Below are 14,237 nucleotides of genomic sequence, written 5' to 3'. Positions count from 1 at the left end.
GCCCGACAGGCGGGCCGGGCACTGGCAGGCCTCAGGCGTGCTTGCCCGATGCCGTCTCGGCCGGCGCGGCGTACTGCGGCTTGAGCTTGCCGTCCTGGTCGAGCAGCCAGGCGTCCATGATCTCGCGCACCACCGGCCCGGCCACGCGGCCGCCGGCCTCACCGTTCTCGATGGTCACCGAGACCACGATGGAAGGCGCGCTGGCCGGGGCGAATCCAACGAACAGTGCATTGTCGCGGTGGCGTTCCTGGGTCTTCAGGCGGTTGTAGCGCTCGCCCTGGCGAATCGCGACGATCTGCGCGGTACCGCTCTTGCCGGCGATACGGTACTGCGCGCCCTGCCCCGCGGCCCGCGCACCACCGCCCGGGTCGTGCATGACCAGCTGCATGCCGTAGTTCACTGCATCCCAGTCGTGGGGATTGCTCAGGTGGATGTCGGGCATCGGGTGGCTGTCGACGACGTCCTCGCCGCCCACCGACTCGGCCAGGCGCGGCCGATGCCAGGCACCCTTGCTGGCGATCAGCGAGGTCGCTTCGGCGAGCTGCAGCGGCGTGACCTGCATATAGCCCTGGCCGATGCCGAGGATCACCGTCTCGCCGGGGAACCAGGCCTGGCGCCGGGTGGCACGCTTCCACTCGCGGGACGGCATCAGCCCCGGGGATTCCTCCGCCATGTCGATGGAGACCTTGCTGCCGAGCCCGAAGCGGCTCAGGTAGTCATGCATGCGGTCGATGCCGAGCTTGTGCGCGACGTCGTAGAAGTAGGTGTCGTTGGAGCGCTTGATGGCCGTGTCCAGGTCGACCCAGCCATCGCCGCTGTGGTTCCAGTTGCGGTACTTGTGGTCGTAGTTGGGCAACTGGAAGTAGCCCGGATCGAAAACCCGCGACGCCGGCGTGATGGTGCCGGTATCCAGCCCGGCGATGGCCACCACCGGCTTGATGGTCGAGCCCGGCGAGTACAGTCCGCGCAGGGCCCGGTTGAACAGCGGCCGGTCGATGGAGTCGCGCAGCTCGGCATATTGCGCCGAGCTGATGCCGTTGACGAACAGGTTCGGGTCGAAGCTCGGGTTGCTGACCATCGCCAGTACCTGGCCGGTGTTCGGGTCCAGCGCCACCACCGAGCCGCGGCGATCGCCCAGGGCCTTTTCGGCGGCGACCTGCAGGTCCACGTCCAGGCCCAGCACGATGTTCTCGCCGGCCACCGGCGGCACCTTCTTCAGCACCCGCATGACGCGGCCCTGGGCGTTGGTTTCGACTTCTTCGTAGCCGACGTGGCCATGCAGTTGCGGCTCGTAGAAATGCTCGACGCCGGTCTTGCCGATGTACTCGGTGCCGCGGTACTCGGTGTTGTCCAGGCGCGCGGCCTCGCGCTCGTTGATCCGCCCGACGAAGCCGACCGAATGGGCGAAATGCTCGCCATACGGATAATGGCGGACGAACTCGGCGTCCACGTCGATGCCCGGCAACTTGTAGCGATTGACCTCGATGAGGGCGATCTGCTCCTCGCTCAACTCATGCAGCAGGGTCACCGGTTCGAAGGGATGACGACTCTTCTTCAGGGCCTTGTCGCACTGCAGGCGCTGTTCGGGACTCAGGTGAAGAATAACGCTGACCTGATCGAGCACCGCCTGGGAATTGCCGGCGCGCTCGCGGGTCAGGGTGAGGTTGAAGCTGGGCAGGTTCTCGGCCAGCACCTTGCCGTTGCGGTCAAAGATCAGCCCGCGTTCCGGAGGAATCGGCAGCACATGGATGCGGTTGCTCTCGGAGACGGTGGCGTTGGTCGCGTAGTCGGTGACCTGGAGGAAGTACATCCGCGCCACCAGGGTAACGCTCATCAGGGCCACCAGCGCGCCGCAGGCAATCAGGCGGCGGTTGACCAGGGTCGACTCCTGCTGGTGGTCCTTGAGTTTGATCGGATCGTGCATCGGGATTCCAGAAGGTCCCCATCGATCCTGCGGAAAAGCGATTCAGCCACGCCTCGCGTGGGGGCTTTCCGATCGATGCGGCCTGTTTGCAGCGCAGTGGGACGGAAGAAGCCGGCATCGCCCAGCGCGGCGTATTCGCGCGTCACATGGCATACCGGCGCGGCATGGTACCAGACCGACAGGCCGGATTCTGACCGGTAGTCGCGGCATCGCCCTCGTGCCAGGCGCCCCTGCAGTTTCCGGTAGTCCTCTGCCGGGCGATGCCAATCGCGGACGGAGTCCGCTCCTACGAAGCCTGACGCCTTTGCAGGAGAGGGCCTTGCCCGCGATATCTGCCGACCCTGCGGAAAACACCAACGGCATGCCCTCGCGTAGGAGCGGACTCTGTCCGCGATTGGCCCACCCTCGCACCCGGCTCACCCAGGATTGCGGACAGGATTCGCGGCACCTGAAGCCATGGCGCCGGACGCTACGGAGTGTGTTCGTTGCTGAAAAGTCAGACCACCGAGCCTTCCGGCGGCTGTTCCAGTACCGCCACGACCACCGCGCTGCCGACGATCAGCACGATGCCGACCAGCGACAGCAGGCTGAGCACCTCGCCCCAGATCAGGTAGCCCAGCAGGCTTGCCCATATGATGCTGGTGTAGGTGTACGGCGCCAGCGTGGCGGCGTGGGCACGGCGCACGGCGATGGTGAAGAGCAGTTGCCCGAGGGTCGCGAGCAGCCCGAGCGCGAGCATGAAGCCAAGGTCCGGCAGGCTCGGCGTGCTCCAGGAAAACGGCAGCGTGGCGCCGGTGACCAGCGTGCCGAGCACGGTGAAATACAGCACCGTGGTGGTGGAGTCGTCGGTCGCGCGGATGCGACGAATCTGGATCATCGACAACGCGCCGAAGAACGCGCTGGCCACCAGCAGGCCCGGCCCGAGCAGGCTGGCCTCGGCGTTGTCCGGCTTGACCACCATCAGCACACCGATGAAGCCCAGCACCGCCGCCAGGGCGTTGCGCGGCAGCAGGCGCTCCCCCAGCAGCAGCGGCGCCAGCACGATCACCAGCAGCGCCTCGGAATAGGCGATGGAGATGGCTTCGCTCAGCGGCACGTAGGGCAACCCGGCGAAGAACAGCGCCGAGGAACCCAGCAGCGTCACCGCGCGGATGCTCTGCCCGCGCACGTCCAGCTGCCGCCAGCGCTCAGCCAGCGGTCGGCCGCGCAGGCAGAGCAGGAACGCCGGCAGCACGCCGAAGGCCATGCGGAAGAAGGTCACCTCGTTGGCCGGGTATTTCAGCGCCACCACCTTGGCCAGCGCATCCACCACGGCGAAGCAGAACATCGACATCAGCATCAGGCCCACGCTGCGCATGGCATGGCTGCGTGGGGCGACGAGGGTCAGCTGGGGCATGTCGTGTTCTCCTGTTTCGTGGGTGGGTGGATGCGCCGTCAAGGCTTCAGCGCGAGCTGAAGCGGTTGGCGAGGAAGGGCAACACCGGCACGCTGGTGACCAGGTCGCTGGCTTGTTCGGCGAGCAGCTGGCCGGTGATGGCGGCGAGGGTCAGGCCGATGTGGCCGTGGCCGAAGTTGTAGAACACCTGCGGCAGGCGTCGCGACGGACCGAGCACCGGCATGCTGTCCGGCACCGAGGAGCGGAAGCCCATCCATTGCGAGACCGGCTCGTGCTGCAAGCGCAGGAAACGTCGAGCGCCACGGGTCAGGTAGCGGTAGCGTGCCGGGCTCGGCAGCGCCTCCAGCCCGGCGAACTCCACCGTGCCGGCGACGCGCAGGCCCTGGGCCATGGGCGTCATGTAGAAGCCGCCAGCACCCCAGCACACCGGGCGATTGAGCACCTCGCCGGCATGGCCGAAGAGCACGTGGTAACCACGTTCGGTGTCCTGCGGCACGGCATCGCCCAACTGCTCCACCAGGGTCCGCGACCAGGCGCCGGTGCACAGCGCCACGCGGTCGGCGGCCAGCCGCTCGCCGCTCGCCAGTTGCGCCTGCACCGCGTCCCTGCCCTGCCCGGCCGGTTCGATGCCCAGCAACTCGCCACGGCGGAATTCGCCGCCCATGGCCTGGAAGCGCTCGAACAGGCGCAGGCTCAGCGCATACGGGTCGAGCGTGCGGCTCACCCCCGGCAGCTCCACGGCGCAGCTCGCCCGGGCATTGAGCGCCGGTTCCAGCTCGCGTAATTCACCGCCGTCGACGAAGCGGATCGGCACCTCGAAGCGCCGGTGGTAATCCACCATGGCCTGGGCGTCGCCGCGTTCGTGCTGCTCGAAGATGTACAGCGCGCCATCGTGGCGGATCAGGTCATTGGCGCCGGCCGCATCGAACAACCCCTGCCACGCCTCCATGCACGGTCGCAGCAGGGTATTGAGATCGTGGCCGATGGCCTCGACGCGATCACGCCGCGAAGCCGCCAGGAACCGCAGCAGCCACGGCGCGATACGCGGCAGGTAGGCCGGGCGGATCGCCAGCGGGCTGTCCGGGCGCAGCAGCATGCCCGGCGCCTTGCGCCAGATGCCGGGCGTGGCCACCGGCTCCACCGAATAGGTGGCGAAGGTGCAGGCATTGCCGAACGAGGTGGCCAGGCCCGGCGGATTGCGGTCCAGCAGGGTCACGCGGAAGTCGCGGCGTTGCAGTTGCAGCGCGGTGGCCAGGCCGACCACGCCGGCGCCGACCACCAGGGCGTGGCGGCGCAGGTCGTTGGGCTGGGTCATTTGCCGCTCATCACTCGGGTCCACAGGCGGGTGCTCATGCGCATCCCGGAGGGCGACAGGGTCTTGATCGGGAACAGGGTGTCGAGCACTTCCTGCGGCGGATAGACGGCCGGGTTGGCGCGCAGTTCCGGCTTCACATACTGGCTCGCGGCGGCGTTGCCGTTGGGGTACTGCACGGCGTTAGTGATATTGGCGATCACCTCGGGCTGCAGCAGGTAGTTCATGTAGGCGTAGGCGCTGTCCAGGTGTGGCGCGCCCTTGGGAATCACCACGGTGTCCACTGCGATGGTGCTGCCTTCGCGCGGCAGGCTGTAGCCGATCTTCACGCCGTTGCCGGCCTGCTGGGCAGTGGTCATGGCCTGCAGCACGTCGCCGCTGAAACCGATGGCGACGCAGATGTTGCCGTTGGCCAGGTCGCTGACGTACTTGGACTGGTGGAAGTAGCGGATCGACGGGCGGATCGCCTGCAGCGCCGCCTCGGCCGCCTTGAAGTCGTCCGGGTTCTGGCTGGCCGGGTCGCGGCCGAGCACCTTGAGGGTGATGGGCACCATCTGGGTGGCGTTGTCGATCACTGCGATACCGCACTGGGCGAGCTTCTCCGCGTTCTTCGGATCGAACAGCAGCTGCCAGCTGCGGGTGACGTCGGTGTTGCCGAAGATGGCCTTGATCTTGTCCTCGTTGTAGCCGATGCCCACGGTCACCCAGAGGTAGGGAATGGCGTAGCGGTTACCCGGATCGCTGACCTCGAGGATCTTCATCAGCTTGGGATCGAGGTTGTTCCAGTTGGGCAGCTTGCTCTTGTCCAGCTCCTGGATGGCGCCGGCCTTGATCAGCCGCGGCAGGAAGTGGTTGGACGGGCTGGCCAGGTCGTAGCCGCTGGCGCCGGTCATCAGCTTGGCTTCGGTGGTCTCGTTGCTGTCCACCAGGTCGTAGGTGGTCTGGATGCCGGTCTGCTTCGTGAAGTTCGCCAGGGTGTCGTCGGCGATGTAGCTGCTCCAGTTGGCGATGGTGACGGTCGGCGCCGCCTGGGTGGTGCCAGCCAACAGCGACAGGGCCAGGCCTGCCAGGGTCATGGGACGGTTGATCATGCTGCCCTCGGTTTTTTGTTTTTGGAGATGGTCGATATGGATGGTCATGCGTGGGTAAAGCGCTGGATCAGGCCTCCGCGCGGGCGCGGCGCACTTCCCAGGCCATGCGCAGCGAAGCGCCGATATCGAAGAACGGGCTGGGCGGCAGGTAGCCTGGGGTGGCCTGCGCCAGCACATCGGCCAGCACCGGCGAGCTGTCCCCCATCGCCATCTCCACCAGCAGGCGGCCCCACAGGGTGCCGCGCGCCACGCCCGAGCCGTTGCAGCCGGCCACGGCATGCAGGCCCTGATCGACACGGGCGAAATACGGCTCGCCGGAGCGCGTGCCGCTCAGGTGGCCGGTCCAGCTGTAGGCAATGTCGGCGTCGACGATGCCGGGGAAGCGCTTCTGCAAGCCGACCAGATGACGGCGGCGACGCTCGGCCAGCGCGTTGTTGTCGAGGTCGCGATGGCGGTACTCGACGGTGTTGCGGATCAGCAGCCGACGCCCTGGCAGCAGGCGCACGGTGCCGCCGCCGGGCAATGGCGCAAGCACGCCCCATTGGCGCTCGCCGAACAGCGACTGCCAGCGTGGCTCATCCAGCGGGCGGGTGATGCTGGCACTGAGTTCCAGCGGGAAGGCACCGCTGTCGTGCAGGCCGGCGCGGGCGATGAAAGCGCCCAGGCAGACCAGCACCTGTGGCGCATGGACTTCGCCCTGGGCGGTACGCGCGGCCCAGCCCTGGCCCGTGCGGCGCAGGTCGGTCACACCGCTCTGCTCGAAGACTTCCACCGATGCCGGCAGGCTCTCGGCCAGGCCCTTCACATAACGCGCCGGTTGCAGCAACGCGTTGCCGCCGGTGCAGTGAATGGCCCGCGCGTAGAAGGCGCTGCCGAGCCGTTGCTCCAGCGCTGCCCCTTCGTAGTAGCGCGCGTTGGCGCCGACCGAGGCCAGCGTGGCGAGGATGCCGTCGACATCACCCAGGTGCTCGGCGCGGTGCGCGGCGAAGTGGTAGCCGTCGTTGTACAGCTCGCAGTCGATGGCCAGTTCGGCGATGCGCTGGCGAACCTCCTGCGCAGCCGCGATGCCGATGCGCGAGGCCACCTGGTAGGCGGCATGGCCGGGTTGCCCGAGGCGTTCGCTGGCCGCCGGCAGCTCGTGGGCGACGACGAAGCCGGAGTTGCGCGCGGAGGCCCCCTGGGCGATGCGCTGACGCTCCAGCAACACCACGCGCTGCTGCGGAAAACGCGCTGCCAGCGTGTGGGCGGCGGACAGCCCGGTGATGCCGCCGCCGATGATCAGCCAGTCCGCTTGCTGGGTGCCGCTCAGCGTCGGCCGTGCGGGCAACTCGCCCGCCAGGGCGATCCAGCCGCAGTGATTGTTCATTGCCCGGCACTCCTTCACAATCCATGCGCCGGGCGTATCCAAGCGATTTCCCCGATGGCGCGTCATGGCCAGAATCTACGGGCAGTAGCGCTGGACGCACCAACGCTCATTTTTCATCCTTGTATTCGCAAAACGCATAGATTGCAGAGGGAAGCCCGATGGACAGACTGCTGCGCGTTCCCTCCCTGCAGGCGCTGCAGGCCCTGGTGCAGGTCGCCGAGTCCGGCAGCTTCACAGCGGCCGCACAACAGTTGCACCTGACCCAGAGCGCCATCAGCCGCCAGGTTCAGCAACTCGAGGAGTACTACCGCGTACCGCTGTTCGACCGCACCAGCCGCAAGGTGGCGCTGACCGACGCCGGCCGCGAGGTGTACACGGTGGCCGAGGGCATGCTGCAGCAACTGCTGCGCCTGGAGGAACGCCTGGCCCCGGCCTCGGCGGAGCGGCCCTTCCGCATCCGCATCTTCGTCTCGCTGGCGGTACGCTGGCTGTTGCCGCGCCTGAGCTCCTTCTATTCGCGACACCCGGAGCTGTGCCTGTCCATCGAGACGGTGGGCGGCGAAGTGGTGGACGATGGCGGCGACTGCGACGCCTACGTGCTCTACCTGCCCAGCGGCAGCGACCCGCAGGGCCGCGCACTGACGCCGCTGTACGACGAATACCTGATCCCAGTGTGCGCCCCGCGCCTGGACGACGGCCAGGAACCGCCGCGCTCACTGGAGGAGCTGGCCCGGCACCCGCTGATCCACGCCTCCAGCGGCGGCCTGGAATGGCCGCAGTGGCTGCGCGCCCAGGCCGCGCCACCACCCACGCAGTTCAAGCACATGCTGTTCAACCTCGATGACCTGGCGCTGGACGCCGCCACCCGTGGCCTGGGCGTGGCGATGACCGACCGCCTGCTGGCCCACGACGCCCTGCAGCGCGGCGACCTCATCGTGCCTTTCGGCGAAGCGCTGAAAACCGGCGGCCGCTACGCCCTGTGGCTGCGCGACAGCGGCGCCGCCCACCCGGCCTGCCAGGCGGTGCTCGACTGGTTCGAGGAGCAGCGGCTGGAGCTCTGATCGGCGGTCCCTCGCAGTGCCGGATCCGCCACGCTCGCCGCCCCTTGCAGGCGCCCGGCGTCGGAATCCCCTGGGGCTCGAACGTCCCAGGTGAGCCACGCAATGTGATGCCGACCTTGCACGGCACCTACTGACGACGAGGGGTTCCCGCGCCCGGCGCGGGAACCCCTCGCGGCCTGCGATCACTCGGCCATGTTGAGGTCCGGCAGCTTCTGCTGGAACATCCGCGTCGCGCTGGCCAGGCAGACGAAGCCCAGGCACATCCAGGCGAAGCCGATCATGAAGGACATCCCCGACAGGCTCGACCAGAGCCAGATGGTGCTGAGGAAACCCACCGCCGGCAGCGCGCCGTAGCGCAGGTAGTTGCCGCGGCCGCGCAGGCGCTCATCGACCAGGTAGTGCTTGATCACCGCCAGATTCACCGCGGAGAAGGCGAACAGCGCGCCGAAACTGATCATGTTGGCGACGGTATCCAGGGTGACGAACAGCGCGATCAGCGAGAGCAGGCTGATCAGCATGATCGCGGTGGCCGGCACGCGCTTCTTCGTCACCAGCTTGCCGAACACGCGGGGCAGCGCGCCGTCGCGGCCCATGGCGAAGAGCACGCGGGAGACGCTCGCCTGGGACACCATTGCCGAGGCGAAGCACCCCGCCACATAGGTCGCGGTGAAGAAGGTCACCAGCCACTCGCCGCCGATGCGGCGCAGCACATCGAGCGACGCGGAATCGGCATCGGTGAGCGCCTGCCACTCGGGGAACACCAGCTGGCCGAAGTAGGCCATGACGATGAACAGCAGGCCGCCGATCAGGGTCACCAGCATGATCGCCGCGGGAATCTGCCGACGCGGCTCCGGGGTTTCCTCGGCCATGGTCGACACGGCATCGAAGCCGAGGAACGACAGGCACAGCACCGCCGCGCCGGACATCACCAGCGGCAGGCTGAAATGCTCGTCATAGAAGGGCTGGACCAGTGCCACCGGCTCCGGCTGGGCGCCCAGGTGGCTGAGCGAGAGGGCGATGAACACCACCACGAACACCATCTGCGCGACGATCAGCACCCAGTTGACCCGGGTGATCGATTCGATGCCGACGAGGTTGAGCAGGGTCACCAGCGCAATGGAGCCGAGGATCCACACCGACAGCGGGACCGAAGGGAAGTAGTCGGTCATGTAGATGCCGATCAGCAGGTAGCTCAGCAGTGGCAGGAAGATGTAGTCCAGCAGCAGCGTCCAGCCCGCCATGAAGCCGAAAGCGGCGCCGAAGGTCTTGCGTGTGTAGCTGTAGACGGAGCCCGAAAACGGGTGTGCCTGCACCATGCGCCCATAGCTGTAGGCGGTCAGCAGCATGGCCGCGAGGGTGAACAGGTAAGCCGCCGGCAGGTGGCCCTTGCTCATGCGGGTGACCAGGCCGTAGGTGGTGAAGACCGCCAGCGGAACCATGTAGGCCAGGCCGAACAGCACCAGCGCCGGGATGCCCAGCGATTTGCGGAAGGACCGTGAGGACGCGGACGGCTCATGGGGTTGATGGGCAGGCAAGGAGGTATCGGACACGCTTGTTGTTTTTTTCATGGCTGACTCTTGGACTGCGAGCCTCTGGGCTCGTTGGACTGGAACGGCGTGATGCCGGTCGAGGCTTCCTGCGCAGCGGTCGGATGCCCGGAGCTTTCAGCCGGGGCGAAGTGTCGGGCAGCCGCTGTCGGGGGAATTCAGCGGAGCTCGATCGGGACGGCCCGCCACGCTGGCGTGGCCGCAGGAGCAGGGAGGCGTTGCGCGAAGAGCGCACCCTCCCACGCGGCGACCCGAAGGCCGCCGTTCATGGCGTCACCGAAGAAAACCTGCGCTGCAAAACACTGCCGCCACTCGTTGAACGCTTGCACCTGGGCACTCCTGCTGGGCCGCCTCGAAGGACGTTGTTGTTCGAATGGGGGCGCATGGTGCTTCAGCTCGACGCCGAGGAAAATTAGTAAAAATATCTTCGCGGCCAAAGAAAAAAATGGCCCTGCACGGCGCACTGCCGGCCCCGCTTAGCTGTCGAGAGTGGCTGCGCGGGCTTGCATCCGAGCGTACCGGCGCAGCGCTCGATGCGCCCTTGGGGAGCCTGTGCGCCAGTCCGATTTCAGCGGAAAACCACCTGGGCTGATGTACCATGCCGCGCCTCAACCTCCGGCGAACCTCTGTCTGGCTGCCTATGTCCTCCAACGCGCTGTACACCGACCTGTCCTCCTACTACGACCTGATGTGCGCCGACATCGACTACCAGGCGCAGAGTCACTGTGTGCGCCGTCTGCACCAGTTGTTCGGCAACCCGGGACGGCGGCACCTGGACCTGGCCTGCGGGACCGGGCCGCACGTGCGCCACTTCCTCGACTTCGGCTATCAAAGCGCCGGCCTGGACATCAATCAGCCAATGCTGGACATCGCCCGCCAGCGCTGCCCGGAGGCGCACTTCAGCCGGCAGGACATGGCGAGCTTCGGTGTCGAGGAACCGCTGGACCTGATCACCTGCTTCCTCTACTCGATCCACTACAACCCTGGCGTGGAACAGCTGCAGGCATGCCTGGCGAGCGTGCACGATGCACTCGCCGACGGCGGTGTGTTCTGCTTCAACAGCGTGGACAAGGGGCTGATCGACAACAGCTCCTTCGTGCGCCACTCGGTGCAACACCAGGGCAGCCAGTTCACCTTCGGCTCGGGCTGGTACTACAGCGGCACGGGCGAGCAGCAGGCACTGCGCCTGAGCATCGAGAAGACCACGGCTGGCGAGACCCAGGCCTGGCAGGACGAACACGCGATGGTCGCCCTGAGCTTCGTCGAGCTGCAGCGCCTGCTGGAGCCACGCTTCGAGGTGCAGATTTTCGAGCATGACTACCAGCGGATCACGCCCTGGACCGGCAGCTCGGGCAATGCCCTGTTCGTCTGCGTGAAGCGCTGAGCGCACTGGGCGACGGCGCCGGGCCGGCGGCACTGGCGCCGACCTGACAGGACGCTCGGGTTACCATGCGGCCCGTTTCGCTCGAGCGGTCGCCGCGGCCGCGCCGGGGCAGCCTGGTCGCGCTCAGAAGCGCGCGTCGGCGATGGCAGGCAACGTCAGCTCGCGCACGAACGAGGCGCTGGACAAGCGCAGCAGCGCATCGACCAGGGTAACCACGTCGTGCAGCGGGATCAGTTGCCCTTCCCCACGCGCCGCCGCATCGTCGAGCGGCGTGGAAAGCAGGTCGTCGGTGTTCAGGTTGCCCAGTTGCAGCACGGTCACCGCCAGGCGCTCATCGCGGAAGCTTTCACGCAGCGCATCGGCCATGCCATTGAGGGCGAACTTGCTGGCGCCGAATGCCACTTCCGGACGGCCGCTCTGGCGCAGCGCCGAGGTCGAGCCGGTGAGGATCAGTTGCGGCCGCACCGAGCCAAGCAAGCGCGGGACCAGGTGCTTGAGCAGCAGCAAGGTGGCCGTGATGTTGACCTCGACCAGCGTGCCGATGGACGCGTCGCTGTCCTCGAGGAACGCGTACTGCTCGCTGAAGGCGTGCTCCTCCCAGATACCGACGTTGCAGATCAGCACATCGAGTGCGGCAGGCGTCTGCGCCGCGATCTGCGCCACCGCCGGAGCCGGCTGGGCGAGGTCCGCTTCGATCCACTGCAGATCGACGCCCGGCGCCATCGCCAGGGACTGCGGCCGCCGCCGCGACACGCCGATCAGCGTATCCCCCGGACGGCCAAGCCCTTCGAGCAGGGCCCGTCCCAGCCCCCTGCCCGCTCCCACGATCAGCATGTTCATCGCTTGTCTCCCTGCATTCATGGCGCGTCAATCCCAGCGAAGGTTGAGGACGAGGAAGTTCAGCAACACCCAGATGACCAGCACCAGGTGCGTCAGCTGCAGCCCTTCCTGGCGAATCCAGTAACCGAACCAGAGCCCGCCCAGCAGCATGCCGAAGAGGAAGGCCAGCGCCGCGCTCAGCGCCAGGTTCAGCCAGGCGCGCGCCGCGTCGGGGTCGCCGCCCAGCAGCAGCTCGTAGCAGCCGGCCCAGGCCGCGAGCGCTGCCATGGCCTGCAGCAGGACAATGACGACCAGCACCAGGCGATGCAGCGTCGGCGAGGACAGTGCGCGCGCGAGCAAGGGGAAGTCGATCACCGGTGGCTGGCGCAGCGGCGCCATCGCCATGGTCGCGCCGACCGCCGCGACCGAACTGGAGAAGGCGTGCAGATTGTTGATCAGCGCAATGCTCAGCCAGAGGCTGAAACCGAGGAAACAGATGGCCTGGAAAATCATCAGTGAAGCGTGGGTGTCCATACCGGGTCCTTGTGCGGTCATGTTCCGAATGCGCCCGCCCGCCGCCGGAAACAGCGGCGGCAGACAGGCCCGGACGGACTCTAGGACCTCAACCTAGGTTGAGGTCAACACACAGCAGAAGCGGAAACTGCTTCCCGAAACGCGCCGCGCTCAGAACGCCCCCTGCAGGGTGACCATGAAGTTGCGCGGCTCACCGTAGAATTTGCCCCAGGAAACGGCGCCGACGCTCTGGTAGTACTTCTTGTCGAACAGGTTGTTGCCGTTCAGCGCAAGGCTCCGGTGATCGTCGATGCGCTAGCCCACGCGGCCGCTGTAGATGGCGTAGCCGGACTGCACCCAGGCCAGGTTGCGGCTGCGCACGGAGGTGTCCTGCGCCAGGTCCTAGGCATCGGCGTGTTCGCCCGGGCGGCGGCGCAGCCAGCCCTTCAGCCAGCCGTGGTGGGCAAGGTAAAGCCGCTCGACATCCCGTTCGAATGCCCGCCCGCTGTCCATGAACGTCCAGTCTTGTTAAACATGACAATCGTTCTCAGCAATGCTGGACTTGCCCTGCCCTGCGCAAGTGGGCGAACGCTGCAGGGAATGACCTTCCTCCGGAGACGCAAGATCATTCCCTGCCCTGCCTCACGGCTTGATGGCGATCTTCAGTACACCGTCGCGCTGATGGGCGAACAGGTCATAGGCGCTGACGATGTCATCGAGTGCGTAGTGGTGCGTCACCAGCGAGCCGAAGTCGGCACGGTTCGACTCGATGATGCTCATCAGCCGGCGCATGCGTTCCTTGCCGCCGGGGCACAGGGCGGTATTGATGCGGTGGTCACCCAGGCCGGCCGCGAAGGCGGAAAGCGGTATCTGCACATCCTTGGAGTACACGCCCAGGCTCGACAAGGTCCCGCCCGGCTTGAGCACTTTCATCGCCTGCTCGAAGGTACTCGGCAGGCCCAGGCATTCGATGGACGAATCGGCGCCGCGCCCGCCGGTGAGCTTCATCACCTCTTCCACCACGTCGCACTTCGTGAAGTCCAGCGTGACATCGGCGCCCATGCTGCGGGAGATGCCCAGCCGGTGCTCATTGCCGTCCACCGCGATGATGGTCGAGGCGCCGAGCAGGCGGGCACCGGCGGTGGCGCACAGGCCGATCGGCCCCTGGGCGAAGATGACCACGGTATCGCCGATGCGGATATTGGCGTTCTCGGCGCCCTTGAAGCCGGTCGACATGATGTCGGGGCACATCAGCACCTGCTCGTCGGTGAGGCTGTCCGGGATCGGTGCGAGGTTGCCTTCGGCGTCCGGCACCAGCACGTATTCAGCCTGGGTGCCGTCGATCAGGTTGCCGAAGCGCCAGCCGGCGGTGGCCTTGTAGCCGTGGCAGGCGCAGCGGCCACTCTCGATCAGGTAACTGCCATCCTGCGAAGGCACGCCATCCTGCGCGGCATAGGAATTGAAATTCGGGCAGATCGCCCCGGCGATGACCCGCTGGCCTTCGCGGTAGCCCTTGACCGCACTGCCGAGTTTCTCGATGACGCCAACAGGCTCATGGCCAACGGTCAGCCCCCTGGCGACCGGGTATTCACCCTTGAGGATGTGCACGTCAGTACCACAGATGGTGGTCGTGGTAATGCGGATCAGCGCGTCGTTGGGGCCTATCTCCGGAATGGGTTTGTCCGCCAGTTCGATTCGACCCGGCTCCACGAAGATCGCCGCTTTCATCATTGCCATCGTTCTTTCTCCTTGCTTGGAAGGTCCAGTGTGCTTGGCCGCTGTGAAATCCCGTTGATGCATATCAAGCAGGGGGAAAGCCCGGGC

At 66.8% G+C, this 14,237-nt stretch carries 11 protein-coding genes and 1 pseudogene; 2 read left to right on the top strand and 10 right to left on the bottom strand.

The window, feature by feature from the left end:
- Positions 1 to 31: 31 nt before the first annotated feature.
- The 5 genes from mrdA to L6D89_RS03705 all read right to left on the bottom strand — a co-directional run bounded on the left by mrdA (position 32) and on the right by L6D89_RS03705 (position 7,089).
- Positions 32 to 1,924 (bottom strand): penicillin-binding protein 2, encoded by a 1,893-nt coding sequence (gene mrdA / locus L6D89_RS03725; protein ID WP_236198780.1) that lies wholly within the window; start codon positions 1,922 to 1,924, stop codon positions 32 to 34.
- Between the two features lie 496 nt (positions 1,925 to 2,420).
- A complete protein-coding gene (locus L6D89_RS03720; RefSeq protein WP_236170660.1) occupies positions 2,421 to 3,320 on the bottom strand; it encodes a DMT family transporter in 900 nt (299 codons plus the stop codon).
- 46 nt (positions 3,321 to 3,366) lie between these two features.
- The gene (locus tag L6D89_RS03715; RefSeq protein ID WP_236198779.1) at positions 3,367 to 4,635 is read right to left on the bottom strand and encodes an NAD(P)/FAD-dependent oxidoreductase; all 1,269 of its coding nucleotides are present in this window, start codon (positions 4,633 to 4,635) and stop codon (positions 3,367 to 3,369) included.
- A complete protein-coding gene (locus L6D89_RS03710; RefSeq protein ID WP_236198778.1) occupies positions 4,632 to 5,723 on the bottom strand; it encodes a polyamine ABC transporter substrate-binding protein in 1,092 nt (363 codons plus the stop codon). Before L6D89_RS03710 ends, L6D89_RS03715 begins: the two co-directional genes overlap by 4 nt.
- A 67-nt stretch (positions 5,724 to 5,790) precedes the next feature.
- Positions 5,791 to 7,089: an NAD(P)/FAD-dependent oxidoreductase gene (locus L6D89_RS03705; RefSeq protein ID WP_236198777.1), complete on the bottom strand. Its 1,299-nt coding sequence runs from the start codon at positions 7,087 to 7,089 to the stop codon at positions 5,791 to 5,793.
- A 158-nt stretch (positions 7,090 to 7,247) separates the two neighbouring features.
- Between L6D89_RS03705 and L6D89_RS03700 the strand changes: the two genes are divergently transcribed.
- Entirely contained in the window at positions 7,248 to 8,150 is a 903-nt protein-coding gene (locus tag L6D89_RS03700) for a LysR substrate-binding domain-containing protein (RefSeq protein ID WP_236170664.1), read from the top strand.
- Positions 8,151 to 8,332: 182 nt separating this feature from the next.
- On the opposite strand, the gene L6D89_RS03695 is transcribed toward L6D89_RS03700, so the two are convergent.
- The gene (locus tag L6D89_RS03695) at positions 8,333 to 9,718 is read right to left on the bottom strand and encodes an APC family permease (RefSeq protein ID WP_236198776.1); all 1,386 of its coding nucleotides are present in this window, start codon (positions 9,716 to 9,718) and stop codon (positions 8,333 to 8,335) included.
- A 619-nt stretch (positions 9,719 to 10,337) separates the two neighbouring features.
- Between L6D89_RS03695 and L6D89_RS03690 the strand changes: the two genes are divergently transcribed.
- Positions 10,338 to 11,081 (top strand): class I SAM-dependent DNA methyltransferase, encoded by a 744-nt coding sequence (locus L6D89_RS03690; protein ID WP_236198864.1) that lies wholly within the window; start codon positions 10,338 to 10,340, stop codon positions 11,079 to 11,081.
- A gap of 123 nt (positions 11,082 to 11,204) precedes the next feature.
- Here L6D89_RS03690 and L6D89_RS03685 read toward each other — a convergent pair whose 3' ends face one another.
- From L6D89_RS03685 to L6D89_RS03665, 4 genes and pseudogenes are all read right to left on the bottom strand, one after another.
- On the bottom strand, positions 11,205 to 11,921 hold the full coding sequence (locus L6D89_RS03685) for an SDR family oxidoreductase (RefSeq protein WP_236198775.1): 717 nt from the start codon (positions 11,919 to 11,921) through the stop codon (positions 11,205 to 11,207).
- 27 nt (positions 11,922 to 11,948) lie between these two features.
- Positions 11,949 to 12,434: a DUF2165 family protein gene (locus tag L6D89_RS03680; RefSeq protein WP_236170667.1), complete on the bottom strand. Its 486-nt coding sequence runs from the start codon at positions 12,432 to 12,434 to the stop codon at positions 11,949 to 11,951.
- Positions 12,435 to 12,584: 150 nt separating this feature from the next.
- Positions 12,585 to 12,767, bottom strand: a pseudogene (locus tag L6D89_RS03675) (hypothetical protein); the annotation flags it as partial.
- A gap of 288 nt (positions 12,768 to 13,055) precedes the next feature.
- Positions 13,056 to 14,150 carry an NAD(P)-dependent alcohol dehydrogenase gene (locus L6D89_RS03665; RefSeq protein WP_236198774.1) on the bottom strand — a complete coding sequence of 365 codons (1,095 nt, stop codon included), beginning with the start codon at positions 14,148 to 14,150 and terminating at the stop codon, positions 13,056 to 13,058.
- Positions 14,151 to 14,237: the final 87 nt, after the last annotated feature.

Origin of the sequence: Pseudomonas pseudonitroreducens (assembly GCF_021603645.1) — a bacterium.
GTDB classification, from domain to species: domain Bacteria; phylum Pseudomonadota; class Gammaproteobacteria; order Pseudomonadales; family Pseudomonadaceae; genus Pseudomonas; species Pseudomonas pseudonitroreducens.
The sequence above is the reverse complement of the archived record's forward strand: the minus strand, read 5'-3'. Positions and strand labels throughout refer to the sequence as shown.